At 65.9% G+C, this 25,016-nt stretch carries 20 protein-coding genes; 14 read left to right on the plus strand and 6 right to left on the minus strand.

The window, feature by feature from the left end; translation table 11 throughout:
- Position 1 precedes the first annotated feature (1 nt).
- The 3 genes from moaA to IP92_RS12360 are packed head-to-tail and all read right to left on the minus strand — an operon-like array spanning position 2 to position 5,683.
- Positions 2 to 1,114 carry a GTP 3',8-cyclase MoaA gene (gene moaA, locus IP92_RS12350; protein ID WP_145875172.1) on the minus strand — a complete coding sequence of 371 codons (1,113 nt, stop codon included), beginning with the start codon at positions 1,112 to 1,114 and terminating at the stop codon, positions 2 to 4.
- A 36-nt stretch (positions 1,115 to 1,150) separates the two neighbouring features.
- Positions 1,151 to 2,449 (minus strand): chromate efflux transporter, encoded by a 1,299-nt coding sequence (chrA, locus tag IP92_RS12355; protein WP_145875174.1) that lies wholly within the window; start codon positions 2,447 to 2,449, stop codon positions 1,151 to 1,153.
- Positions 2,450 to 2,494: 45 nt separating this feature from the next.
- Complete coding sequence (locus IP92_RS12360; protein ID WP_145875175.1) at positions 2,495 to 5,683, minus strand: Rne/Rng family ribonuclease; 3,189 nt, start codon at positions 5,681 to 5,683, stop codon at positions 2,495 to 2,497.
- Between the two features lie 703 nt (positions 5,684 to 6,386).
- Between IP92_RS12360 and IP92_RS12365 the strand changes: the two genes are divergently transcribed.
- The 4 genes from IP92_RS12365 to IP92_RS12380 are packed head-to-tail and all read left to right on the plus strand — an operon-like array spanning position 6,387 to position 9,500.
- Positions 6,387 to 7,418: an RluA family pseudouridine synthase gene (locus IP92_RS12365; RefSeq protein ID WP_145875177.1), complete on the plus strand. Its 1,032-nt coding sequence runs from the start codon at positions 6,387 to 6,389 to the stop codon at positions 7,416 to 7,418.
- Between the two features lie 38 nt (positions 7,419 to 7,456).
- Complete coding sequence (locus IP92_RS12370; protein WP_145875179.1) at positions 7,457 to 8,119, plus strand: HAD-IIIA family hydrolase; 663 nt, start codon at positions 7,457 to 7,459, stop codon at positions 8,117 to 8,119.
- Positions 8,119 to 8,499, plus strand: a complete 381-nt coding sequence (locus tag IP92_RS12375; protein ID WP_145875899.1) for a Rieske (2Fe-2S) protein — start codon at positions 8,119 to 8,121, stop codon at positions 8,497 to 8,499. The genes IP92_RS12370 and IP92_RS12375 overlap by 1 nt, the downstream gene beginning before the upstream one ends.
- Positions 8,496 to 9,500: a S49 family peptidase gene (locus IP92_RS12380; RefSeq protein ID WP_145875181.1), complete on the plus strand. Its 1,005-nt coding sequence runs from the start codon at positions 8,496 to 8,498 to the stop codon at positions 9,498 to 9,500. The genes IP92_RS12375 and IP92_RS12380 overlap by 4 nt, the downstream gene beginning before the upstream one ends.
- Before the next feature lie 114 nt (positions 9,501 to 9,614).
- Here IP92_RS12380 and IP92_RS12385 read toward each other — a convergent pair whose 3' ends face one another.
- Positions 9,615 to 9,938 (minus strand): hypothetical protein, encoded by a 324-nt coding sequence (locus IP92_RS12385; RefSeq protein WP_145875184.1) that lies wholly within the window; start codon positions 9,936 to 9,938, stop codon positions 9,615 to 9,617.
- A gap of 160 nt (positions 9,939 to 10,098) precedes the next feature.
- Between IP92_RS12385 and IP92_RS12390 the strand changes: the two genes are divergently transcribed.
- Positions 10,099 to 10,815 (plus strand): pseudouridine synthase, encoded by a 717-nt coding sequence (locus IP92_RS12390; protein ID WP_145875185.1) that lies wholly within the window; start codon positions 10,099 to 10,101, stop codon positions 10,813 to 10,815.
- A gap of 93 nt (positions 10,816 to 10,908) precedes the next feature.
- Here the strand turns inward: IP92_RS12390 and IP92_RS12395 are convergent, their stop codons facing one another.
- Positions 10,909 to 11,484 (minus strand): MEDS domain-containing protein, encoded by a 576-nt coding sequence (locus IP92_RS12395; protein WP_145875188.1) that lies wholly within the window; start codon positions 11,482 to 11,484, stop codon positions 10,909 to 10,911.
- 137 nt (positions 11,485 to 11,621) lie between these two features.
- On the opposite strand from IP92_RS12395, the gene IP92_RS12400 reads away from it, so the two are divergent.
- The 9 genes from IP92_RS12400 (at position 11,622) to IP92_RS12440 (ending at position 24,571) form a co-directional block, all read left to right on the plus strand.
- Positions 11,622 to 12,635, plus strand: coding sequence for a fumarylacetoacetate hydrolase family protein (locus IP92_RS12400; protein ID WP_145875190.1), 1,014 nt, complete (start codon positions 11,622 to 11,624; stop codon positions 12,633 to 12,635).
- 81 nt (positions 12,636 to 12,716) lie between these two features.
- Positions 12,717 to 13,862 carry a flagellar biosynthesis protein FlhB gene (gene flhB, locus IP92_RS12405; RefSeq protein WP_145875193.1) on the plus strand — a complete coding sequence of 382 codons (1,146 nt, stop codon included), beginning with the start codon at positions 12,717 to 12,719 and terminating at the stop codon, positions 13,860 to 13,862.
- A gap of 37 nt (positions 13,863 to 13,899) precedes the next feature.
- Entirely contained in the window at positions 13,900 to 16,044 is a 2,145-nt protein-coding gene (gene flhA, locus IP92_RS12410; protein WP_145875195.1) for a flagellar biosynthesis protein FlhA, read from the plus strand.
- Positions 16,045 to 16,332: 288 nt separating this feature from the next.
- Entirely contained in the window at positions 16,333 to 17,757 is a 1,425-nt protein-coding gene (gene flhF, locus IP92_RS12415; protein WP_145875197.1) for a flagellar biosynthesis GTPase FlhF, read from the plus strand.
- Complete coding sequence (locus IP92_RS12420; RefSeq protein ID WP_145875200.1) at positions 17,750 to 18,565, plus strand: MinD/ParA family ATP-binding protein; 816 nt, start codon at positions 17,750 to 17,752, stop codon at positions 18,563 to 18,565. The genes flhF and IP92_RS12420 overlap by 8 nt, the downstream gene beginning before the upstream one ends.
- A gap of 22 nt (positions 18,566 to 18,587) precedes the next feature.
- A complete protein-coding gene (locus IP92_RS12425; RefSeq protein WP_145875202.1) occupies positions 18,588 to 19,319 on the plus strand; it encodes an RNA polymerase sigma factor FliA in 732 nt (243 codons plus the stop codon).
- Positions 19,301 to 20,047: a flagellar motor protein gene (locus IP92_RS12430; protein ID WP_145875204.1), complete on the plus strand. Its 747-nt coding sequence runs from the start codon at positions 19,301 to 19,303 to the stop codon at positions 20,045 to 20,047. The genes IP92_RS12425 and IP92_RS12430 overlap by 19 nt, the downstream gene beginning before the upstream one ends.
- 1 nt (position 20,048) lies before the next feature.
- Positions 20,049 to 20,837 carry a flagellar motor protein MotD gene (motD, locus tag IP92_RS12435; RefSeq protein WP_145875207.1) on the plus strand — a complete coding sequence of 263 codons (789 nt, stop codon included), beginning with the start codon at positions 20,049 to 20,051 and terminating at the stop codon, positions 20,835 to 20,837.
- 104 nt (positions 20,838 to 20,941) lie between these two features.
- A complete protein-coding gene (locus tag IP92_RS12440; protein ID WP_145875210.1) occupies positions 20,942 to 24,571 on the plus strand; it encodes a hypothetical protein in 3,630 nt (1,209 codons plus the stop codon).
- Between the two features lie 131 nt (positions 24,572 to 24,702).
- Here IP92_RS12440 and IP92_RS12445 read toward each other — a convergent pair whose 3' ends face one another.
- On the minus strand, positions 24,703 to 24,945 hold the full coding sequence (locus IP92_RS12445; RefSeq protein WP_145875213.1) for a flagella synthesis protein FlgN: 243 nt from the start codon (positions 24,943 to 24,945) through the stop codon (positions 24,703 to 24,705).
- Positions 24,946 to 25,016 lie beyond the last annotated feature (71 nt).

Raw genomic sequence — 25,016 nt, forward strand, 5'->3', positions numbered from 1 at the left:
ATCACCCTCCAATGTATGACATCTCGACCTTGCGCGCGGCCGTGCGCGCCAGGCCGTCCGTGTTAATCGTGCGCAGCTCCGAATAACGGTCGCCGCGCACGCGCCACAACTCGCCGATCGCGGCGGACAGCTCGGCATCGCTGTGCCCTTCGCGCAGCAGCGCCCGCAGGTCGTGGCCCTGCGTCGCGAACAGGCAGGTGTACAGTTTGCCTTCGGTCGACAGGCGCGCCCGCGTGCAGTCGCGGCAGAACGCCTGCGTGACGCTGGAGATTACACCGATTTCGCCGCCGCCGTCCGTGTAGCGCCAGCGCGCCGCCGTCTCGCCCGTATAGTTCGGGTCGATGGCGGCCAGCGGCATCTCGGCGCCGATGCGGCGCACGATCTCGGCGGACGGGATCACGTCCTTCATGTTCCAGCCGTTCGACGCGCCCACGTCCATGAACTCGATGAAGCGCAGGATGTGCGGGGTGTTCCTGAAGTGCCGCGCCATCGGCAGGATTTCCTGCTCGTTCATGCCCGCCTTAACGACCATGTTGACCTTGATCGGCCCCAGCCCCGCATCGTACGCAGCCTCGATGCCTTCGAGCACATCGGCAACGGCGAAGTCGACGTCGTTCATCGCCCGGAACGTCGCATCGTCCAGCGCATCGAGCGACACCGTCACGCGTTGCAGGCCCGCTTCCTTCAGCGCCTTGGCCTTGCGCGCGAGCAGCGAACCGTTGGTCGTCAACGTCAGGTCGAGCGGCTTGCCGTCGACGGTCGTCAGTTGCGCCAGCATCTCGATCAGGCGCTCGATGTTCTTGCGCAGCAGCGGCTCGCCGCCCGTCAGGCGGATCTTCTCGACGCCGTGCGCGACGAACTGGCGCGCCACGCGGGCGATCTCCTCGAACGTCAGCAGCGACGAGTGGGGCAGGTACTGGTAATCCTTGTCGAACACTTCCTTCGGCATGCAGTACACGCAGCGGAAGTTGCAGCGGTCCGTGATCGAGATGCGCAAGTCGCGCAGCGGCCGCGCCAGGCGATCGCGTACCTCGCCCGTCGGCGGGGCGAGGTCGGCAGGGATCGTCAGCGGCTTGCTGCGGCCGTCGGACAGGATGATGATCTTCTCGGTCATTACGTAAACTGCATTAAAGCGTTGATTCCACAGGCATTACGATAGCACGAGGCCAGCAATCGCACAGCCGATGAGCAGCTTCACGGTGCCGATTTGCCAGCGCAGCAACGCCAGTGCCGCCACGGCAGCGATCGCGACGGCGGGCCAGTCCCAGCTGGCGCCCGGATGAAACACATGCCGGCCGAAAAACACGGCAAGGCTGGCGATGACGCCGACCACGGCGGCCGAGATCGCCGTCAGGGGAGCCGTCATCCGGATGTCGCCGCGGCTCGCCTCGACCAGCGGCCCGCCGGCCAGGATGAAGATGAACGACGGCACGAACGTGAACCACGTGGCCACGACGGCGCCGGCGATGCCCGACACGGCCAGGCTGCCCAGCGGCGCATGGGTCCAGCCGCCGACGAAGCCGACAAAAGCGTTCACCATGATCAGCGGCCCGGGCGTCGTTTCGCCGAGCGCCAGGCCGTCGATCATCTGCGCCGGCGTCAGCCAGTGATACGTCTCGACGCCGCCTTGCACGACATACGGCAGCACCGCGTAGGCGCCGCCGAACGTCAGCAGCGCCGCCTTCGTGAAGAACCAGCCCATCTGCGCCAGCGGCCGTTGCATGCCGGTGGCCCAGGCCAACGCTAGCCAGCTGCCGGCCAGGACGCCCGCGCCCGCCGAGGACGTGACGAACAGCCTGCGCCAGCCGAAGCGGGCGTGGGCCGGCGTCGGCGTGTCGTCGTCGATCAGGGCCGGGCCGTAGCCGGCGGCCGCACCGCCATGGCCCGCGCCGCCGGGCGCGAAGGCCTGCGGCCGGAGACGGCCACCCAGCCAGCCGAGCGCGGCGGCACCCAGCACGATGGCGGGGAACGGCACGTCCAGCACGATGGCGGCAAACGACGCGCAGGCGAGGGCGATCAGCGGGCCGTTGCGCAAGGTGCGCTTGCCGAGCCGCCAGGCGGCGGCCAGCACGAGCGCGACGACGGCCGGCTTGATTCCGTACAGCACAGCGGCGATCGCCGGCACGTGACCATACGCCAGGTAGACCCACGACAGCCCGATCAGGATCAGCAGCGACGGCAGCACGAACAGCACCCCGGCAACGATACCGCCCCAGGCGCGATGCAGCAGCCAGCCGATGTAGACGGCCAGCTGGGTCGCTTCCGGGCCCGGCAGCAGCATGCAATAGTTCAGCGCATGCAGGAAGCGCTGCTCGGAGATCCAGCGGCGCCGCTCGACAAGCTCGGCATGCATCAGCGCGATCTGGCCGGCTGGGCCGCCGAAACTGATGAAACCCAGCTTCAGCCAGTAGCGCAGCGCGGTGAGGAAGGGGACGGTGTCGGGTGCCATGGATAAAAAAAGGGAAGCTCGCGCTTCCCTTTTTGTTCGCCGTTATCAGCGTCGGGTATCGACCTGGACCAGCGGTTCGTCGGCGACAGGCGGCGCCGGCTTGCGCACACGGCGCGGACGCGCCGGTTGCGCTTCCTGCGCAGCCGCTTCCTGGGCAGCGCGCAGCTTGGCCGGATCCGTTGCCGCCATCTGCAGGCCGGCGGCCGCGAGGATCGCGTCCAGGTTGGCCGGCGGGGCGGCTGGTGCCGGTGCCGAAACTGGCGCCGGGGCAGGTGCCGGCGCAGCGGCTTGGACCACTGGCTCGGCAGGTGCGGCCTCGGCAGGTGCTGCCACCGGTTGCGGCGTCACCGCCACGGCTTCCTCGGCGACTGCCTCGGCCGTTGCCACTTCGGCGGCGGCCGGTTCGGTCACGACCGCGGTCTCGGCCTGCTCTGCAGCTGCCGGAGCGGGGGCCGGAGCAGCAGCCACAGGCAGCGGCTCGGCAGCCGGGGCTTGCACGATTTCCGCTTCGGCCGGTTCGACGGCAACCGGTGCAGGTTCGGCAACCGGTGCGGGCTGGGCAACCGGTGCGGCAACCGGCGCAATCACCGGAGCAGCCTCGGCGACCGGCTCGGCGACCGGCGCGGCAGCTTGGTGCTGGACCGGCTCCGGCGTCTCAGGTGCCTGTGCGACAGCCTCGATCGCCTCGGCGGCCGCGGCCACCGGTTCGACTTGCGTGGCCACCGGTGCGGCTTGCGGCTTGCTTGCCTCGGCGGCATCCTCACGGGCGGCCACGTCGGCTTCCTGCGTCACGACGGCCTCCGTGGCGGCGATGATGCCGTCGCCTTCGGCCGCGGTCATTTCACCGTCGGCGTTTTCCATGCCCTCGACACCGTCGCGGTCACGGCGGTTACGGTTGCGACCGCCACGACGGCGGCGGCGGCGCGGCTCGTCGCCGCCTTCGCCCGCTTCCAGTTCCTCGCCTTCGACACCCGGGGCGCCGGCGGATTTCACCAGGCCAGGCGCTTCGGTGGCGGTGCCGACCGGGCCGACGCCGGCCGCGGCCAGCGCCAGTTCCTCGGCCTTTGCTTCGGCCGGCTGGGCTTTCGGTTCACGCGGCTCGCGCGGTTCACGCGGCGGGCGCGGCTCACGCGGTTCGCGTTGTTCGCGCGGCGCACGTTCGGCACGTTCCGGACGCTCGGCGCGTTCGGCTCGTTCAGCACGCGGTGCCGGTGCGCCGTCGGCGGCTTCCAGCTTCGCATCCAGCTTCGTGTCCAGCTTCTCGGCCTTGTCGCCTTTTTCCAGCTTCTCGCGCGGTTCACGCGGCGGGCGCGGCGGACGGGCCGGGCGGGCTTCCGCTGCCGGCTTCACCGCGTCCTCGCGGCCTTCCTCGCGGGCACCCTTCGGGCCACGGCCACGGCCGCGCGCGGCACGGCCGTTCTTGTCGGCGCGCTCGGCAGGCGCGGCGGCCGGCTTCGTCACGATCGCCGGGGCGGCCGGCGGTGCCGGTTCCTCGGTCCTGCCGGTCAACAGCGACATCAGCTTGGCGAAGAAGCCTTTCGGCGCGGCGGCCGGGGCGGGCGCGGCAGCGGCGGGCGCGGCGGCCTTGACCGGTTCCGGCGCAGGCGTGCGGTCGACCATCGGGGCAGGCTGGCTCGGCGTGATCGTCTTGACGACGGCTTCCTGGCGCGGCTTCTGCTCTTCCTTCTGGCGCTTCGCGAAGCTCATGTCCGTCTCGGCCTGCTCGGCCATCGTGTAGCTGGCGGCCACGTCTTCCAGGCGCGGATCGTCGTGCTTGATGCGCTCGAGCTTGTAATGCGGCGTGTCCAGGTGCTTGTTCGGCACAAGGATCACGGTGATGCGGTGGCGGTTCTCGATCTTCAGCACTTCGCCGCGCTTTTCGTTCAGCAGGAACGCGGCCACGTCGACCGGCACCTGCACGTGGATCGCGGCGCTGTTTTCCTTCATCGCCTCTTCCTGGATGATGCGCAGCACCTGCAGGGCGGACGATTCCGTATCGCGGATGTGTCCGGTGCCGGAGCAGCGCGGGCACGTCACGTGCGAACCTTCGGACAGCGAAGGGCGCAGGCGCTGGCGCGACAGTTCCATCAGGCCGAAGCGGGAAATCTTGCCCATCTGGACGCGCGCACGGTCGTGGTGCAGCGCGTCCTTCAGGCGCTGTTCCACTTCGCGCTGGTTCTTCGACACTTCCATGTCGATGAAGTCGATGACGATCAGGCCGCCCAGGTCGCGCAGGCGCAGCTGGCGCGCCACTTCCTCGGCCGCTTCGCAGTTCGTGTGGAAGGCGGTCGTCTCGATGTCGGAGCCGCGCGTGGCGCGCGCCGAGTTGACGTCGACGGAAACAAGGGCTTCGGTGTGGTCGATGACGATGGCGCCGCCGGATGGCAGCGGCACGGTACGCGAGTATGCCGTCTCGATCTGGTGTTCGATCTGGAAGCGGGAGAACAGCGGCACGTCGTCGCTGTAGCGCTTCACGCGGTGCACCATGTCGGGCATCACGTGGCTCATGAACTGGTGCGCTTGTTCGTAGATCTCGTCCGTATCGATCAGGATCTCGCCGATATCGGGCTGGAAGTAATCACGGATCGCGCGGATCACGAGCGAGCTTTCCTGGTAGATCAGGAAGGCGCCGGAAGCGGCTTTCGACGCGCCTTCGATCGCGCGCCACAGTTGCATCAGGTAATTCAAGTCCCACTGCAGCTCTTCGACCGTGCGGCCGATGCCTGCGGTGCGGGCGATCACGGACATGCCTTGCGGCAAGTCCAGCTTGTCCATCGTTTCGCGCAGTTCCTGGCGTTCCTCGCCTTCGACACGGCGCGACACGCCGCCGCCGCGCGGGTTGTTCGGCATCAGCACGAGGTAGCGGCCGGCCAGCGAGATGAACGAGGTCAGGGCGGCGCCCTTGTTGCCGCGCTCTTCCTTTTCCACCTGGACGACGATTTCCTGGCCTTCGCGCAGCGCGTCCTTGATCGTCGCGTTACGGACGTCGATGCCTTCGCGGAAGTAGCTGCGGGCCACTTCCTTGAACGGCAGGAAGCCGTGGCGGTCTTCGCCATAGCTGACGAAGCACGCTTCCAGCGACGGTTCGATGCGGGTGATGACGCCTTTGTAGATATTGGACTTGCGCTGTTCGCGTCCGGCGGTTTCGATGTCGATGTCGATCAGTTTCTGACCGTCGACAATGGCTACGCGCAGCTCTTCCTGCTGCGTAGCGTTGAACAACATGCGTTTCATTTTTTGTTAGACTCCGCGACCCTTCGGCCATGTAAAGCCGCGCCAGCCCGTGAGCCGGAGCGGCAACCGTACAAGGATATACGCGTCGAATTAAGGAGGCCGCGGGGAAATGCCTCGTCGTGCGTCAGCGCGAAGGCGCGGCAGCCGCAGTGGGCGCATGAGGCCGATCGTCCTGCCGAGTTCGCACCACCTGCAACTCATCCTGTCCGTCCCGAACGTTGTCGGGCCGCGGAGAATGCGGGCGTGCGCAGAGCGTCAGCCAGGGCATCTTGTGTGGTGCCTGGCGAAACGGCAAGCGTTATCAGCTTCATCAACGGCAAGCACGACTGTCGGGCGCCTGGAAAGCCTGCTGCGCGATGCACGTTCGGCCTGCGATGCTCACCTTACCTCGGTATTGGTGGCGCTTCTTGGCCGAAACCGCTCGCAACGGTTTCCAGGGTGCCCTGTTTGTGCTTGCTTTCTTATCCTAACGATCCAGCCAATCTAATTCCAACATCCGTCCACCCGACCCGATGACGACAGTGGTCGCCACCCTGATCCGTGCCCGCATGTGCGTATACATTTATTTCCGCTGAATTTGCTATTAGGCGAGGCCAGCGGATGCGCCCCTGTGTAAAATCGTGGTTTTCTTCTTACACTGCAGCAGCGTGCAAGCACTGCTTCGAGCACTGCATCGCAACGGCGAATTGATTATATATTCAAAATGAAGGACTTAGAGAGATTTTCTGGGAAGACAACCCAAAAGGCCCGTCAAACGGCCGCCGACGCTTCCCCCGCAACAGTCCTGCCACAAGCACAATTCGTCACGATCGGCGAAGAAGAGGCCGGTCAACGCATCGATAACTACCTGTTGCGTATTTGCAAAGGCGTGCCGAAAAGCCATGTCTACCGGATCCTGCGATCCGGCGAGGTGCGGGTGAACAAGGGCCGGATCGACCAGTTGTACCGCCTCGTGGCGGGCGACGTGGTGCGCATTCCGCCGGTCCGGATCGCGGAGAAGCCCGACAATGTAGTGCCCGCGGCGGAGTTTCCCGTCATTTTCGAAGATGCGCACCTGCTCGTCATCGACAAGCCGGCCGGCGTGGCCGTGCATGGCGGCTCGGGCGTGTCGTTCGGCGTGATCGAGCAGCTGCGCGCTTCGCGGCCGGATGCCAAGTTCCTGGAACTGGTGCACCGGCTGGACCGCGAAACGTCCGGCCTGCTGCTGCTGGCGAAGAAGCGCTCGGCGCTGACGAACCTGCACGAGCAGATGCGCGACGGCGTGACGGACAAGCGCTACCTGGCGCTGGCCGTCGGCGACTGGAAGAACAAGCGCCAGCACGTCAAGCTGCCACTGCATAAATACACGCTGCCGGATGGCGAGCGCCGCGTGGCCGTGCAGGCGGACGGCATGCCGTCGCACACCGTGTTCACGCTGCTGAAGAAATACCAGGGCTTCGCGCTGCTGGAAGCGGAGTTGAAAACGGGCCGCACGCACCAGATCCGGGTGCACCTGCAATCGACGGGCTTCCCGATCGCCGGCGACGACAAATACGGCGATTACGCGCTGAACAAGGCACTGCAGAAGCCGGAAGGCGGCCGCATCGCGCTGAAGCGGATGTTCCTGCACGCGCACCAGATCACGTTCCAGCATCCGGAAACGGGCAAAATCCTGACCTTGAACGCCCCGCTTGCCCCCGAATGCGAAAAATTCTTGGTAAGCTTGGGCCAACCTCAGAATCCCGCTCTGCAATGAGCGGGCATCCACACACGGAGCCGGCCACGCCGGAGCACATGGCAAGAAAGCAATTTGACCTGATCGTCTTCGATTGGGACGGCACGCTGATGGACAGCACGGCCACGATCGTCAAAAGCATCCAGTCGGCGGCACGGGACCTGGGCCTGCCGATCCCATCGCGGGAAGCGGCTGCCCACGTGATCGGCCTGGGCCTGGCGGAAGCCATGCAGAAGGTGCTGGGACCGGACGTCGACCCGAAGTACTACCCGCGCATGGTGGAACGCTATCGCTACCACTACCTGACGAAGGATCACGAACTGACCCTCTTCGATGGCGTGCCGGAAATGCTGGACGAGCTGGCGCAGCAGGGGTATTTCCTGGCGGTGGCCACCGGCAAGAGCCGGGTCGGCCTGAACCGTGCATTGGATGCCGCGCGGCTGCTGACGACGTTCCATGCCACCCGCTGCGCGGACGAGACGTTCTCGAAGCCGCACCCGGCGATGCTGCAGGAACTGACGCGTGAACTGGGCCAGGACCTGCGCCGCACCGTGATGGTCGGCGACACGACGCACGACCTGATGATGGCGCAGAACGCCGGCGCTGCGGGCATCGCGGTCGAGTACGGCGCGCATCCGGTCGGCCAGCTGCATGCGTGCAGCCCGCTGTTTTCCGCCAAGAACGTACCGGAGCTGCATGCGTGGTTGAACGCGAACGCGTGATGACGACCGAGATCCTGATCTGCGCGGCCGATGCGGTGCCGGATGGCGGCAAGGGCGTGCGCTTCCCCGTGCTGGCCGCCGGCCAGCCGGCCACCGCGTTCGTGATCCGTTACGGCGGCAAGCCGTACGCCTACCTGAACCGGTGCGCGCACGTGCCGATCGAGCTGGACTGGGCCGAAGGCGAGTTCTTCGAGTCGAGCAAGCTGTACCTGATGTGCTCGACGCACGGCGCCGTCTACATCCCCAGCAGCGGCGAATGCGCCGGCGGCCCGTGCCGCGGCGGCCGGCTGCGCCCTGTCGCCGTCGTCGAGCGCGACGGCCATCTTTACTGGCGCCCGGACGATTACGTGCGGCCCGCCGACATTGAAGCAAAGTTATGAGCGACGACATCAATACCACCCCGGGCGTGCCGCCCGTCGAACCCGCCCGCCACGACGTCCCGCCGATCAAGTGGGAGCGCGAGGTGCTGGAAAAACTCGTGTTCGCGACGATCAAGGAACAGCGCGCGAACCGCCGCTGGAGCATCTTCTACAAGGTCGTGCTGCTGGTGCTCGTGTTCTTTGCGATCGCCAGCTATTTCGACGTCAATCTGTTTGGCGGCGAGGGCGAGGTGGGCCGCCACACGGCACTGATCGAGATCGAAGGCAATATCGAGGCCGAGGGCAGCGGGGCGGCGTCGGTCGTCATTCCCGCGCTGAACAAGGCGTTTTCCGACAGCGGCTCGGTCGCAGTTGTGCTGCACATCAACAGCCCGGGCGGCAGCCCCGTGCAGGCCGGCATGATCGTCGACGAGATCCGCCGGCTGCGCCAGGGGTATCCGGACAAGCCGCTGTACGTCGTTGTCGACGAGATCTGCGCGTCCGGCGGTTACTACATCGCGGCCGCGGCGGACCGCATCTATGTGAACAAGGCCAGCATCGTCGGCTCGATCGGCGTGCTGATGGATGGCTTCGGCTTTACCGGCACGATGGAAAAGCTGGGCGTCGAGCGGCGCCTGCTGACGGCCGGCGCGAACAAGGGTTTCCTGGACCCGTTCAGCCCGCAGTCGGACAAGCAGCGCCAGCATGCGCAGGAAATGCTGAACGAAATCCACCAGCAATTCATCGAGGTCGTGCGCACGGGCCGCGGCAAGCGGCTGCACGAGACGCCGGAAACGTTCTCCGGATCGTTCTGGACGGGCGCGAAGGCGATCGACATGGGCCTGGCCGACGGCCTGGGTAGCGTGGACAGCGTGGCGCGCGACATCGTCAAGGCCGAGGACATCATCGACTACACGCAACATGAAGGCTTGCCGGAGCGCGTGCTGAAGAAATTCGGCGCGGCCGTGGGCAGCGGCGCGATGAAGGCGGCCGTGCAGGTGGGCGTCCCCGCGTTCAAGTGAAAGGTGGCTTGATTCTGCGCACGGATGGACTATAGTACCCGTGTAGTTCGTTAAAGGGAGGCGCTATCCAACACGAAGTCAACTCCAAAGCTGTCATCAGTTGATCTATATCGATCAACACCCGATAGCGCGATGGTTGCGCGCTGATGAACCTGCCTGCCGCGTTGCGGTACCGAGAGAATTTCCGTTCCTCGCCATGTTTCCAGTCTCACGTGAACGGCGGCCCTGGGCCGCTGTTTGCATTGCGGCTTCCACATTTTCGGCACCGGTGAAGCCGCCATCGTGCAGCCAGTTCAGCAAACCGTCGGCAACGGCGGTCAGCCAGCGGCCTTGCGGCAGCATGCCTTGTTCCGCACCGCTGCGGCAGCGCTCGATCAGCAATGCCGTGGCAAGCCCGGCTGCGGCTTGCTCGGCGACGGCGTGGCGGATGTCGGTCATGAAGTGCTCCTTCGGTGGTGGGGATACTTGCGGGACGCTATGTAGGAAGGCGATTCAAGCTGTTCAGTAAATTCCTACAGTTCTTTCAGTCTAACAAGTGCCAAAGATGCCGACTTGACATTCCTCAAGTAGCGCCAGCGATCCGGTACAATGCCCGCCCATGAGCAAACTATCGCTGGATCGCATCCTTCAATCCCAGGGTTTCGGAACCCGCAAATACTGCCGCGCCCTGATCGAGGACGGCGAGGTGGCCGTCAACGGTGTCGTCGAAGACAGCTACAAGGCCATCGTCGATACGGACAACCTGGTTCTGACGGTGTTCGACGAGGAGTGGCGCTACCGCGAGCGCGTCTACATCGCGCTGTACAAGCCGGCCAACTACGAATGCTCGCGCAAGCCCAGCCACCATCCCGGCGTGCTGACCCTGCTGCCGGAGCAGTTTACGTGGCGGGACGTGCAACCCGTCGGCCGGCTCGACCACGACACGACGGGCCTGCTGCTGATGTCCGACGACGGTCCGTTCATCCACGCGCAGTCGTCGCCGAAGCGGCACGTGCCGAAGGTGTACCAGGCCACGACGGCGGAACCGGTGACGGATGCGCTGGTCGCGCAGATGTTGTCTGGTGTGCAATTGCATGACGAGCCGGCCCCACTTGCGGCACTGGTCTGCGAGAAGAAGGGCGAGCACCAGCTGGAGATCGTGCTCGAGCAGGGCAAGTACCACCAGGTCAAGCGGATGCTGGCGGCGGCAGGCAACCATTGCAGCGCGCTGCACCGCTCGGCGATCGGCGCACTGCAACTCGAAGCGCTCGGCCTTGCCGAAGGGGAGTGGTGCTACCTGGAAGAAGAACAGCTCGCGCTGCTGGCCGCTGCCTGAGTAATCAGGCGTAGGTCAGAACCGGCACACGCGCGCGTAGGTCAGAACGGGCACACGCGGGCGTAGGTCAGAACGGGCACACGCGCGCGTAGGTCAGAACGGGCACACGCGCGCGTGTGCGGCCCGGATCAGCTCGGCCGCGGCCGGGTCGGCGAAGAGCGCCTGCGAATACGCGCAGAACAGCGGGAAGCGCTCTTCCTGGCACAGCCGCGTCCACAGCCGCTCCAGTTCCAGCGTGGCCGCGTGCCGGCCTTCCGCCCACAGCAGCCCCACCATCTCGCCAAACGCCCGTACGCACGGGTAGTGTTCGCGCGCCGTGGCGACCAGGTCGCCGATCAGTGCGCGGAAACGGACTTCGTCCGGCCAGCCGTCGACGACGAAGCGGTCTAGCGTCGCGCGGGCGTCGAGCGCGATGTACTGGCCCCGCCGGGCGGCTGTCTGCACGTCGAAGCCGCCTTCGGCCAGCCGCTGTTCCAGCGCCTCCCGGTGTTCGGGCGTGGCGATCACAATGATCGCGTCGCCGCCACGGATGCCGGCCGCCGCATAGCCTTCCAGCGCATCGATGAAACTGGTCTCGCAGGCGTACAGCTGCACGCTGTGCTCGCACGCGGGGGTATCGCTCCAGAACGTGTCGACGGTCTTGCGTTGGGCTGCTTGGCTGTATTTCACTGCCTGACTTTCACGGTATGGCTTTCACGGCGTCTTCCAGGCCGCAACATAACACATCCGTCCAACGCTGCGCGCAGCCCACGCGATCTGCTACAGTGCGGGCCTGTCCGCCACCTGACATTATCAATCGTTCAATCATGAAACTCGCCACCTTGAAGGACGGCACCCGCGACGGCCAGCTGGCCGTCGTGTCGCGTGACCTGAAGACGGCCGTGCTGGCCGACGGCATCGCCGGTACCCTGCAACGCGCGCTGGACGACTGGTCGTTCATCGCGCCCCAGCTGGACACGCTGTATCGCCAGCTCAACGACGGCAAGGCGCGCCGCGTGTTCGACTTCGACCCGCAGCGCGCGATGGCGCCGCTGCCGCGTGCCTACCAGTGGGCCGACGGCTCGGCCTACGTGAACCACGTGGAGCTGGTGCGCAAGGCGCGCAAGGCCGAGATGCCGGCGTCGTTCTGGGAAGACCCGTTGATGTACCAGGGCGGCAGCGACGATTTCCTGGGCCCGTGCGATCCGATCGTGCTGGCCCGCGAAGAGTGGGGCATCGATTTCGAGGCGGAAGTGGCCGTGATCACGGACGACGTGCCGATGGGCGCCACCCCCAGTGACGCGTTCCAGCAGATCCGCCTGCTGGCGCTGGTAAACGATGTCTCGCTGCGCAACCTGATTCCGGACGAGCTGGCCAAAGGCTTCGGCTTCTTCCAGAGCAAGCCGGCCACCGCGTTTGCCCCGGTGGCCGTGACGCCGGACGAGCTTGGCGACGCCTGGCGCGACGCCAAGGTGCACCTGCCGCTGCGCTCGACGTGGAACGGCAAGCTCGTCGGCCAGCCGCACGCCGGCACGGACATGGTGTTCAACTTCGCCCAGCTGATCGCCCACGCGGCGAAAACGCGCAACCTGCGCGCCGGCACGATCATCGGCTCGGGCACTGTGTCGAACCAGGATCCCAAAAAAGGCTATTCCTGCATCGCGGAGCAGCGCTGCCTGGAGACGATCGCCGACGGCAAGCCCGCCACGCCGTTCATGGCGTTCGGCGACACGATCCGCATCGAAATGCACGACGGCGACGGCAAGTCCATTTTCGGCGCGATCGACCAGGTCGTACGGCAGCTGGGCGCAGTAGAGGTTGCTGGAGAGAAATCGAAATAAGCCCCCGATTCCCCGTCTGTTCATCCGATGACGGGGTTTGTGCCGCCGCGATAATGTCTGCTCGAAGAACTGGAGCAGCAGATGGCGGAAGACAGCGAAGCCGAGAAGACAGAACCAGCGTCAGAGCGGCGCCTGCAACAGGCGCGTGAAGAAGGCGACGTCCCCCGGTCGCGCGAACTGGCGACCTTCACCGTGCTGATGGCGGCCGGTGCGGCACTGTACGTGATGGGTTCCACGATGGCCGGCAAGCTGGCGAAGATGCTGTCGTCCGGCCTGACGTTGAGCCGCGAGCAGGTGTACGACCCTGACGTGCTGATCCGCCGCATCCTGACCGACCTCGTCGACGTGCTCGTCACGTTCCTGCCCGTCGGCGTGGCCGTGATGATCGTGGCGATCGCGTCGCCGCTGCTGGTGGGCGGCTGGCTGTTCTCGTCGAAGGCGTTCATGCCGAACTTCGGCAAGCTCAATCCCGTCCGCGGCATCACGAACATGGTGTCGAAGAACGCGCTGGTCGAACTGGTGAAGGCGCTGTTGAAGACGATCGTCGTCGGCGCCGTGGCCTACATGGTCGTGATGCGCTACAAGGACGCGATCTTCGCGCTGCCGGCCGAGCCCGCGCACGAGGGCTTCGCGCACATGCTGGACATGCTGGCGATGAGCTTCCTGTTCCTCGTCGGCGCGCTGGGCTTCATCGCCGCGATCGACGCGCCGTACCAGATCTGGCATTACGCGGACAAGCTGAAGATGACGCGCCAGGAAATGATCCAGGAATCGAAGGAATCGGACGGTAACCCGCAGATCAAGGGCAAGATCCGCCAGCTGCAGCGCGAGATGGCGAAGCGCCGCATGATGGCCGACGTGCCGACGGCCGACGTGGTCGTCACCAACCCGACGCATTACGCCGTCGCGCTGAAATACGCGGACGGCTCGAAGGGGGCGCCGAAAGTCGTGGCCAAGGGCACCGACGCGGTGGCCGCGAAGATCCGCGAACTGGCTACGGAACACAAGGTGGCGATCCTGGAAGCGCCGGCGCTGGCCCGTGCGCTGCACAAGCATACCGAGATCGGCGACGAAATCCCGCAGCGGCTGTACGCGGCCGTCGCGGAGGTGCTGGCCTACGTGTACCAGCTGCGCGCCTACAAGCCGGGCCTGCGGTATCCGGATCGCCCGACGAAGCTGGACGTGCCGTCCGACATGGACCCGCAGAACGCCGCACCAAAAGCCTGACAAGCGCATAACGAGAGCATAACGAGGAATCACGACGATGCAAGCGATCAAACTGCCCGGATGGATGAGCGGCATTTCCAGCGCGAACTCGCGCAGCCTGGCCGCGCCGATCCTGATCATCATGCTGCTGGCGATGATGATCCTGCCGCTGCCGGCGTTCATCCTCGACCTGTTCTTCAGCTTTAACATCGCGCTGTCGATCATCGTGCTGCTGACCAGCCTGTACACGGTCAAGCCGCTGGACTTCATGGCATTCCCCGCCGTGCTGCTGGTGACGACGATGCTGCGCCTGGCGCTGAACGTCGCGTCGACCCGCGTCGTGCTGACGGAAGGCCATACCGGTGCGGATGCGGCCGGCAAGGTGATCGAAGCGTTCGGCCACTTCCTCATCGGCGGCAACTACACGGTCGGTATCGTCGTGTTCGTGATCCTGACGATCATTAACTTCGTCGTCGTGACGAAGGGCGCGGGCCGTATCGCTGAGGTGGGCGCCCGCTTCGCGCTGGACGCGATGCCCGGCAAGCAGATGGCGATCGACGCGGACCTGAACGCCGGGCTGATCGGCGAGGCGGACGCCCGCAAGCGCCGCAGCGAGGTGTCGCAGGAAGCGGAATTCTACGGCGCGATGGACGGTGCGTCGAAGTACGTGCGGGGCGACGCCGTGGCCGGCATCATGGTCACCGTCATCAACATCATCGGCGGCCTGCTGGTCGGCATCATCGCGCACGACATGCCGTTTGCCGACGCCGTCAAGAACTACACGCTGCTGGCGATCGGCGACGGCCTCGTCGCCCAGATTCCGTCGCTGATCATCTCGATCGCGGCCGGTATGATCGTCTCGCGGGTGGCGTCCGATTCGGACGTCGGCACGCAGGTGATCGGCCAGCTGTTCGCCAAGCCGCAGGTCATGTACATCACGGCCGGCATCATCGGCGGCTTGGGCCTGATCCCCGGCATGCCGAACCTCGTGTTCCTGCTGCTGGGCGGCGGCCTGGCCGGCGCCGGCTACATGCTGGGCAAGAAGGCCAAGGAAGCGGCCGAGACGGGCACGGCGGGCGGACCCGCTGGCACGGGTGGCGGCGGCGCCGCGGGTGCGCCGGCCGCGGGTGGCGGCGCCGGCGGTACGGCGGCCGAGAGCGAGGAGGCGACGTGGAACGACGTGATGGCCGTCGACACGCTGGGCCTCGAAGTGGGCTACCGGCTGATTCCGCTGGTCGACAAGGCGCAGAGCGGCGAGCTGCTCAAGCGCATCAAGGGCATCCGCAAGAAGTTCGCGCAGGAAGTGGGCTTCCTGGCGCCGCCGGTGCACATCCGCGACAACCTCGAGCTGAAGCCGTCCGCCTACCGCATCACGCTGAAAGGTGTCGAGGTCGGTACCGGCGAGGCGTACAACGGCCAGTACCTGGCGATCAATCCCGGCATGGCGACGGGCACCTTGCCGGGCCTGGCAACGACGGACCCCGCGTTCGGCCTGCCGGCCACGTGGATCGACGCCAGCCTGCGCGACCAGGCGCAGGGCATGGGCTTCACGGTGGTCGATGCCGGCACGGTCGTCGCGACGCACCTGAACCACCTGATCACGACGCATGCGTCGGAACTGCTGGGCCGCGGCGAAGTGCAGTCGCTGCTGGACCACCTGGGCAAGGAGTCGCCGAAGCTGATCGAGGACCTGGTGCCGAAGATGCTGTCGCTGTCGGCATTGCAGAAAGTGCTGCAGAACCTGCTGTCCGAAGGCGTGCACATCCGCGACATGCGCTCGATCATCGAAGCGCTGGCCGAGCACACTGCGCACACGCAGGATCCGAACGAACTGACGGCGCTGGTGCGGATCGCGCTGGGCCGGGCGATCGTCCAGCAGCTGTTCCCGGGGAACGCCGAGCTGTCCGTGATGACGCTCGACAACCGCCTGGAACGCCTGCTGATGCAAGCCCTGGCAACGGGCGGTGCGGACGGCGCCGGCATCGAGCCGGGCCTCGCGGATACGATCGCCCAGCAGGCGGCGCTGGCGACCCAACAGCAGGAAGCGCTCGGCGTGACGCCGGTGCTGCTGGTGCCGGGCCCGCTGCGCCCGCTGCTGTCGCGCTTCCTGCGCCGCGCGCTGCCGCAACTGAAAGTGCTATCCCACGCCGAGATCCCGGAAACGAAGACGATCCGCGTCACCGCTCTGGTCGGCAACCAATAAAGCCGCCAGCAGCCACACTGCCGAGCCCGTGTCCACCTTGGGGTCAACCCTGTTTCTGGACACGAGCTCATCTGTCATTCCCCCCCCCCCCCCCCGAAAGTGTTGAGTTCGTGTCCGATTTCGGGGTTGACCCCAGGGTGGACACAAGCTCGGCCGTAGTCGTCTCCACGGCAGCCGTGCGAAATGCACCCCTTTTCCCCACCTGTTCCCCAGATGCTTTCTTCAGAGCATCGTCAATAATCCCAACATCGACCAGAACTCTGAGCACTGCGAACAGGAGTAGCAGCAATGAACGTCAAAAAATTTACCGCGCCCACGTCGCGTGAGGCGCTGCGCAAGGTACGCGAAGCCCTTGGGCCCGACGCGGTGATCCTCTCCAACCGCCCGATCGACGGCGTGGTGGAGATCCTGGCGCTTGCCAATGACGATGCCGCTTCGCTCGCCAGCCCGGCCGACGATGCGCCGTTCGGTGCGCCGCAGCTGGACCTGGACGACGGCTTCGCGGCCGCGCCGGTGATGGCCCAGCCTGCGCCCCGCATGCCGTCCGCTGCCCCGGTGTCCCGTCCGGCGCCGCAGATGAGCCGGCCGATGGCGCCTGAACCGCTGCCGGTCCGTCCGGCCGCGCCGCCCCGTGCCGCCTTCGCGCCGCCGCCGCAAGCCGCGGTGCCGCCGATGGCTGCCGCCGTCGACATGGCCGGCATCACCGCACTGGTCGCGGAAGCCGTCAATTCGGCGAAGGCAAATGCGGCCGCTGAAATGAACACGATGATGAGCGAGCTGCGCGCGATGCGCGGCATGATGGAAACCCAGCTGGCCGAGATGTCATGGGGTTCCACCCAGCAGCGCGAGCCGCACAAGGCCGCCGTGCTGCGCGAACTGCTGGCCGCCGGGTTCTCCGCCACCCTGGCTCGCCGCCTGATCGACAAGCTGCCGCAAGGACGCAGCGCCGACGAATGCATGCGCTGGATCCGCACCGTCCTGGCCCGCAACATCAGCGCGATTGCCAACGAGGATGCGCTGATCGAGCGCGGCGGCGTGTTCGCGCTGGTCGGCCCGACCGGCGTCGGCAAGACGACGTCCACGGCCAAGCTGGCCGCCCGTTGCGTGATGCGCCACGGTCCGGAAAAGCTGGCGCTGATCACCACCGATGCCTACCGTATCGGCGCGCACGAACAGTTGCGCATTTACGGCAAGATCCTCGGCGTGATGGTACATTCCGTCAAGGACGAGGCCGATCTGCGCATCGCCCTGAAAGAACTTCGCAGCAAGCACACGGTGTTGATCGACACCGTCGGCGTCAGCCAGCGCGACCAGATGGTCACCGAGCAGGTGGCGATGTTGCAAGGCACCGACGTGGAAGTGAAGCGCTTGCTGTGCCTGAATTCGACGTCGACGCAGGAAACGCTGACCGAAGTCGTGCGCGCCTACCAGGGCACGGGCTTCGCCGGCTGCATCATGACCAAGCTGGACGAGGCTGCGTCGCTGGGCAATGTGCTCGACGTCGTGATCCGCCAGAAGCTGAACCTGTTCTACGTGTCCAACGGCCAGCGGGTGCCGGAAGACCTGCACCTGGCCCAGCCGGCCGAGCTCGTCGAGCGCGCGTTCCGGCTGAAGAAGGACGTTTCTCAATTCGCCGACGGCGACCTGCCGATGCTGATGGCCGCCGCCGGCAATGCCGACAATCTGGCGATGCGCGAGGTGCACCTTGGCTAACTTCAATTTCGACCAGGCGGAGGGACTGCGCCGGATGCTGGCGGGGCCGCCGCGCCCCCGCATCGTCACGTTCCTGTCCGCCACGCCGCAGGACGACAAGGGCGCGATGCTCGTCAACCTGGGTGCCTCGCTGGCCCGGGCCGGCAACGACGTGCTGCTGGTCGACGCCTGCGCCAGCGCGCACGGCGTCGCGTCGCGCCTCGGTATCGACAACGGCGCCAGCCTGCTCAACGTGGCGCGCCAGGAATGCGCGCTGAACGAAGTGATCCACGAAGTGCCGCAGGGCTTCAACGTCGTGTCGATGACGCGCGGCGAAGCGCGCAACCCGCAGGAAGCGCGCCGCCTGGCCAAGGCCTTCGACGTGCTGGCTGCGCAGGCCGGCATCGTGCTGGTCGACGGCGAGTTCGACGGCGAAGCCTTCCCCGTGCCCGTGATGGCCAGTTCCGAGATCGTTGTACAGGTATCGAACAGCGCCACGTCGATCAAGAACGCCTACATGATGATCAAGCGTCTGAACCACGAACTGGGCCGGCGGCCGTTCGGCATCGTCGTGACGGGTGCATCCGAGAAGGAGGCCCGGGTGGTTTACGATAATATGGCACAGGCGGCAAGCCGTTACCTGGCAGTGAACCTTGTTTCGATGGGGTCCGTGCCGGCCGATGAATACCTGCACCGCGCCGCGCGCCTCGGCCGCGCCGTGGTCGACGCGTTCCCGCTGGCAGGTGCCTCGGTCGCGTTTCGTCAACTGGCGGGGCGGTTTGCGCTGGCCTCGCCCTCTGATCTTGCGGGGAGCGGCCACCAACTGTAGCGCATTAGAAGAATAGAAATTTATGTACACGGTCAAAGGGAAGGTGAACAAGGATTCGCTGCTGACGGAGCACATGCCCCTCGTAAAGCGCCTTGCTCACCACATGAAGGCGAAGTTGCCGCCCAGCGTGGAAGTGGATGACCTGGTACAGGCGGGCATGATCGGCCTGCTGGACGCGATCAACCGCTACGAAGAAACGCACGGCGCCCAGTTCGAAACCTATGCGGTGATGCGGATCCGCGGCGCGATGCTCGACGAGCTGCGCAGCAGCGACTGGATGCCGCGCACGATGCGGCAGGACATGCGCAAGATCGAAAACGCGATGGCGGTGCTGCAGCAGAAGCTGGGGCGCCCGCCATCGGAGTCCGAGGTCGCCAAGTCGCTCAAGCTGTCGCTCGAGGATTACCAGGAGATGCTGTCCGAGGGCGGCGGCCACCAGCTCGTGTACTACGAGGACTTCCACGACGAAGACGGCAACGACAGCTTCCTCGACCGCTATGCGCACGACGAGGATGCCGACCCGCTGCGCGCGCTGATGGACACCAACTTCCGGCAGGCAGTCATCGATGCGATCGATGCATTGCCGCCACGCGAGAAACTGCTGATGGGCTTGTACTACGAAGAAGAATTGAATCTGAAAGAGATCGGCGCCGTCATGGGCGTCTCCGAATCACGCGTGTCGCAGCTGCATACCCAGGCCGTGTCGCGGCTGCGCGCCACGTTGCGGGAGCAGGCATGGACTGGTCCAGCGTAGCGGGTCTCCTGCTGGCGCTGGCCGGCCTCATCGTCGGGCAGGCACTCGAAGGCGGCAAGGTTTCATCGCTGGTCCAGCCGGCGGCGTTCGCCATTGTCGTCATCGGCACGTTCGGCGCCGTGCTGCTGCAGACCCGCCCCGCGACCCTGCGCCGCGGCATCATGATGATCACGTGGATCTTCCGCCCGCCCGCCGATACCCGGCAGGTGCTGGCGCGCGACATCCAGGCGTGGAACCAGACCGTGCGCCGCGAAGGCCCGCTGGCGCTGGAGCGCCACATGAACAATGCCCGCGATGCGTTCCTGATGAAGGGCCTGCGGATGATCGTCGACGGCATCCAGCCCGACAAGCTGCGCCAGCTGCTCGATACCGAGATCACCGCGTACGAGACGGCCGAGCGCCAGGCCGTGCGGATCTGGGAATCGGCGGCCGGCTACTCGCCGACGATCGGCATCCTGGGCGCCGTGCTGGGCCTGATCCACGTGATGGAAAACCTGTCCGACCCGGCCCGGCTGGGCCCCGGCATCGCCGTCGCGTTCGTCTCGACGATCTACGGCGTGGGCCTGGCGAACCTGTTCTTCTATCCGATCGCGAACAAGCTGAAGAACATCGTCACGGCGCAGGTGCACCAGCAGGAGATCGCGGCGGCCGTGTTCCACGATATTTCAATGGGCGATTTCTCGCGCATCATGGACGAGCGCATCGCCACCTTGCTGAAGGACCATTGAGATGAGCTTCCAGTACCGCCGCGCGCGCCGGCCGTACGACGACGAGCCGGAGAACCACGAGCGCTGGCTGATCTCGTACTCGGACTTCATCACCTTGCTGTTCGCGTTCTTCGTCGTGATGTATGCGATCTCGTCCGTCAACATCGGCAAGTACCGTGTCTTCTCGGACGCGCTGGGCGAGGCGCTGGGCGGGCAGGGCGCCAACGTCAAGCCGAACACGGAAGTGCTGAACCAGCCGCTGCCGAACCCGAACCTGAAAAAACGCACGGAAATGATGAAGCAGGAGCGCGCCAACCTGACGAAGCTGGCGCAGGACCTGCAATCGACGATGGCGCCGCTCGTCAAGGAAGGCAAGGTGCGCGTCACGCAGAACAGCCGCGGCGTCTCCGTCGAGATCAATGCCAGCGTGCTGTTCGATCCGGCCGAGGCCAAGCTGACGGACGAATCGCGCGAGGCGCTGACGGCCGTGGCGATGCTGCTGAAGAACGACACGCACGCCGTGCAGGTCGAAGGCCACACGGACAATCAGCCGGTGCGCAACATCTACCCGTCGAACTGGGAACTGTCGTCGATGCGCGCGGCCACCGTCGTGCGGCTGTTCATCGAAGCGGGTGTTGCACCGGAACGGCTGACGGCCGTCGGCCATGCATCGAACCACCCGGTGGCGTCGAACGACGACCCGATCGGCCGTGCGCGCAACCGGCGCGTGGCGGTGACGATCCTTTCCTCAGTGCCCGATCCGGAGACGGAGATCCCGACGGCTCCGGCCGAGCCCGCGCCCGCCCAGTGACTTGCTGGATGAATCTCACCAATTATTGCATTTAAGAAAATAATTCTGACAGGAAACCGTTAGTCTCCGATAATGGTCGCTCAACCATTACAAAGGGAGATGACATGTTCCAGAATGCAGGCAAGGTGTGGGCAGCCGTACCGGGCGGCAGTTTCTATGGCCAGAAAGTCGATGCCGCCGCCGACGGCACCATTCTCGTCACGGGGTATGTGACCCTCACCTCGGATGGCGTCGCCCGTACCTACGCGGCGGCCGCGCGCTACCTGAGCAACGGCTCGCTGGACACGTCGTTCAGCGACGACGGCATCCTGTACGACGCCACGGCCAGCACCCTGTTCACGGCGCAGGCCGTCGGCGGCCTGTCGGAGGCGGCGACGCCGAAGGGCTTGCTGCAAGCGGACGGCAAGATCGTGCTGGCCGCCTACGGTCTGCTGGCCGACGGCAGCAGCGGCGTCATCCTGTCGCGCTACCTGCCGGACGGCTCCGTGGACACGAGTTATGGCGTGGCCGGCAAGGTCGAACTGGAACAGCCGACCGGCGGGTATGCGCTGGCGGACCTGATGCAGCAGCCCGACGGCAAGATCGTCGTGGCCGGCTATGGCATCGGCCAACGCGGCAGCTTCGATTTCATGATCGGCCGACTGAACGAGGACGGCAGCTACGACCGCGGCTTCTACCTGGGCGAGGTGCAGCGCTTCGACTTCACGCCCGGCGTCGCCGACGGCTCGCGCGAAGTGGTGTACGGCATGGATCTCCAGCCGGACGGCAAGATCCTTATCGTCGGCAAGGAGCTGGTCAACGGCGGCACCCAGAAGATCGCGATGGTGCGCCTCGATGCCGACGGCTTCCCGGACATGACGTTCGGCGACCGGGGCGGGGTCGTGACGACGATCGGCACCACCGACAACGGTGCCGGCCGCGATATCGTGGCCACCAGCGACGGCAAGATCGTCATCGCCGGCAACAACACGGCCGCCGGCGTCACGACCGCCGTCGTTCTGCGCTACAACAACGACGGTACGGTGGACAAGACGTGGGGCGGTACCGGGGCGGTAACGATCGGCAAGGTCGACGGCTTCCAGCCGGACTTCCAGAGCGCCGCGGAACTGCCGGACGGCGGTATCGTCGTCGCCGCCACGGTGAATTCGCAGTTGTCCGTCTTCGTGTTCGATCACGCCGGCACGCCGCTGGGCTACAAGGCGCTGGATGCCGGTACCGGCTTCGCCAAGAGCATCACGGTGCAGGACGACGGCAAGATCCTGATCGCCGGCTACACGCTGCAGCCGATCGCCGGCGCATCGCAATGGAGCGCGTCGGTGGTACGCCTGAACGCCGATTTCTCCATCGACGAAACGTTCTACAACACGGTCGACTACGACCACAGCCATACGCTGGCGGCCAACGAGCAGAACCTGCTGCTGACGGGGACCGACGCGATCGACGGGATCGGCAACGCCACGCACAACCAGTTGACGGGCAACGCCGCGAACAACGTGCTCGATGGCCGCGACGGCAACGACATCCTGGATGGCGGCGCCGGCGACGACACGCTGATCGGCGGCAATGGCGACGACATCTACGTCGTGCGCGACGCCGGCGACGTGGTCGTCGACGATGGTGCCGGCCGGGACCTGGTACGCTCCGCGATCGACTACACGCTGGCCGAAGGCATGGACGACGTGGCCCTGTTCAGCGGTGCGGTCAACGCCACCGGCAACAGCGGCGCCAACGTCATCACCGGCAGCTCCCTCGCCAACAACCTCGTCGGCCTGGCTGGCGACGACACGCTGGACGGCGGCCTCGGCATCGACACGATGGCGGGCGGCGAGGGCAGCGACACCTACTACGTCGACAACGCCGGCGACAAAGTCGTCGACGACGGCACCGGCGCGACCGACGTGGACACGGTGCGCTCGAAGATCAGCTACACGCTCGCCGCCGATGTCGAGAACCTGACCTTGCTGAGCGCCGCGACGACGGGCACAGGTAACGCCGGCAACAACGTGCTGACGAGCAGTGCCGGCGTCGACACGCTGATTGGCGGCCTGGGTAACGACACCTACGTCGTCAACAATACGGCCGACGTCGTCACGGAAAGCAGCACGCTGGCGACCGAGATCGACACCGTGCTGTCGTCCGTCACGTTCACGCTGACCAGCAATATCGAGAACCTGACGCTGACGGGCTCCGCCCACATCAGCGCCACCGGCAACGGCCTGAACAACGTGCTGATCGGGAACGACGGCAATAACGTGCTGAACGGTTCGGCCGGTGCCGACACGATGCAGGGCGGGGCCGGCAACGACACCTACTATGTGGACAGCAGTGCCGACGTTGTCGACGAGGCGGAGGGCGGCGGCGTCGACACCGTGTTTGTCGGGTTTAACTACACGCTGGGCGCGAACGTCGAAGCGCTCGTGCTGCAGGGAACGACCACGGTGTACGGTACCGGTAATGCGCTGAACAACTCGCTGCTCGGCAATACGGCCGCGAACGTGCTCGACGGCGGAATCGGCGACGATACGCTGAACGGCGCCACGGGTGCCGACACGCTGATCGGCGGCGCCGGCAACGACGTCTACACGGTCGACAACGTGGGCGACGTGATCGTCGATACCGACAACCCGGACGAGATCGAACTGGTCAATTCCAGCATCTCGTATGTGCTGGCCGCCAACCTGGAAAAGCTGACCCTGACGGGCGTCGCCGCGTTGAACGGCACGGGCAACGCGTCGAATAACGTCCTGACGGGCAACAGCGGCGCGAACGTGCTGGACGGCGGCCTCGGCGCGGATACGCTGAGCGGCGGCGCTGGCGCTGACACGTACATCGTCGACAATGCCGGCGACGTCGTCATCGATACGGGCACGCTCGCCACCGAGCTCGACACCGTGCAATCGTCGGTCGACTACACGCTGGGCAGCACGATCGAACAGCTGACGCTGACGGGCACCGCGATCAACGGCACCGGCAACGCGCTGGCCAATACGCTGGTGGGCAACAGCGCCGACAACGTGCTGGTCGGCGGCATCGGCAACGACACGCTGTCCGGTGCGGCAGGTGCCGACACGCTCGACGGCGGTGCCGGCAACGACACCTATTACATCGACAACGTGGGCGACGTCATCATCGAAGGCGCGGCCACGGGCTTCGACACGGTCAATACGTCGATCACGTACACGTTGGGCAGCGGCCTGGAAAATCTGACGATCACCGCCACCGGCGCGGTGGACGGCTACGGCAACGAAATCAACAACACGATCACGGGCGGGATCGGCAACAACGTCATCGATGCCGGCGCCGGCAACGATACCGTCAACGGCGGCCTCGGTAACGACTACCTGATCGGCGGCGACGGCATCGACGTGATGAACGGCAGCACCGGCAACGATACGCTGGTGGGTGGCGCGGGCAACGACACGCTGTCGGGCAGCACCGGCGCCGACGTGTTCCGCGTGCTGCCGGAAGCGTGGCAGGGCGTCATCCTGCGCGACACGGTCACCGACTTCAAGGTGGCCGAGAGCGACAAGATCGACCTGACGGCGTTCGACGCCAACCCGAACCTGGACGGCCGCCAGGCGCTGACCTTCGTCACCACGTTCACGGGGGCGGGCCAGGTCAGGTTCTCGGGCGGTAACCTGCTGATCAACATGGACGACACGCCCGCGACGTCGGAATACGTGATCACGTTGACCGGCGTGACGTCGCTGACGGCGGCCAGCCTGATGCTGTAACGCCGGAGCCCGGAAAATGGGGACAAGCCCATTTTCCGGGAGAGATTGCCTGAAAAATGGGGTCTGTCACCATTTTTCAGGCAACAAAAAACCGGGCATTGCCCGGTTTTGTCATTGGCGCGGTGCGCTGGTCAGCCGGCGAGGAACCCGCGCGACGTCGTCGTGGTCGTCGTCCGCCCGCTCGGCCCATATACGGCACCGGCTTGCGACGGCGGCCGCAGCGCCTGCAGCGCGCCTTGCGTGTGCGACAGCTGCTTGTTGATCAGCATGCCGTTCAGGCGATTCACTTCCTTCGCTTCGCGGGTCTGTTCCAGCACCGTGTTCCACAGCGCCTTGTCGTCGTCCGTGCCGTGCGCCGCCAGCCAGACTTCCATGCCGGGCTAGATCCCGGAACATACGTCACGGTAGTCTGCCGCGCGGCATTGCCAGGTATCGCCTAAAGCTG

It is taken from the genome of Pseudoduganella flava (assembly GCF_007830495.1).
Lineage (GTDB): Bacteria > Pseudomonadota > Gammaproteobacteria > Burkholderiales > Burkholderiaceae_D > Rugamonas > Rugamonas flava.

Bases quoted from the DNA above. Each gene is read 5' to 3' on its own strand.
- moaA (WP_145875172.1), bottom strand. From the start codon at position 1,114: ATGACCGAGAAGATCATCATCCTGTCCGACGGCCGCAGCAAGCCGCTG.
- IP92_RS12380 (WP_145875181.1), top strand. From the start codon at position 8,496: ATGAGCGACGACATCAATACCACCCCGGGCGTGCCGCCCGTCGAACCC.
- IP92_RS12440 (WP_145875210.1), top strand. From the start codon at position 20,942: ATGTTCCAGAATGCAGGCAAGGTGTGGGCAGCCGTACCGGGCGGCAGT.
- IP92_RS12375 (WP_145875899.1), top strand. From the start codon at position 8,119: ATGACGACCGAGATCCTGATCTGCGCGGCCGATGCGGTGCCGGATGGC.
- flhB (WP_145875193.1), top strand. From the start codon at position 12,717: ATGGCGGAAGACAGCGAAGCCGAGAAGACAGAACCAGCGTCAGAGCGG.
- IP92_RS12425 (WP_145875202.1), top strand. From the start codon at position 18,588: ATGTACACGGTCAAAGGGAAGGTGAACAAGGATTCGCTGCTGACGGAG.
- IP92_RS12370 (WP_145875179.1), top strand. From the start codon at position 7,457: ATGGCAAGAAAGCAATTTGACCTGATCGTCTTCGATTGGGACGGCACG.
- IP92_RS12385 (WP_145875184.1), bottom strand. From the start codon at position 9,938: ATGACCGACATCCGCCACGCCGTCGCCGAGCAAGCCGCAGCCGGGCTT.
- flhA (WP_145875195.1), top strand. From the start codon at position 13,900: ATGCAAGCGATCAAACTGCCCGGATGGATGAGCGGCATTTCCAGCGCG.
- flhF (WP_145875197.1), top strand. From the start codon at position 16,333: ATGAACGTCAAAAAATTTACCGCGCCCACGTCGCGTGAGGCGCTGCGC.
- IP92_RS12445 (WP_145875213.1), bottom strand. From the start codon at position 24,945: ATGGAAGTCTGGCTGGCGGCGCACGGCACGGACGACGACAAGGCGCTG.
- IP92_RS12390 (WP_145875185.1), top strand. From the start codon at position 10,099: ATGAGCAAACTATCGCTGGATCGCATCCTTCAATCCCAGGGTTTCGGA.
- chrA (WP_145875174.1), bottom strand. From the start codon at position 2,449: ATGGCACCCGACACCGTCCCCTTCCTCACCGCGCTGCGCTACTGGCTG.
- IP92_RS12400 (WP_145875190.1), top strand. From the start codon at position 11,622: ATGAAACTCGCCACCTTGAAGGACGGCACCCGCGACGGCCAGCTGGCC.
- IP92_RS12360 (WP_145875175.1), bottom strand. From the start codon at position 5,683: ATGAAACGCATGTTGTTCAACGCTACGCAGCAGGAAGAGCTGCGCGTA.
- IP92_RS12365 (WP_145875177.1), top strand. From the start codon at position 6,387: ATGAAGGACTTAGAGAGATTTTCTGGGAAGACAACCCAAAAGGCCCGT.
- motD (WP_145875207.1), top strand. From the start codon at position 20,049: ATGAGCTTCCAGTACCGCCGCGCGCGCCGGCCGTACGACGACGAGCCG.
- IP92_RS12430 (WP_145875204.1), top strand. From the start codon at position 19,301: ATGGACTGGTCCAGCGTAGCGGGTCTCCTGCTGGCGCTGGCCGGCCTC.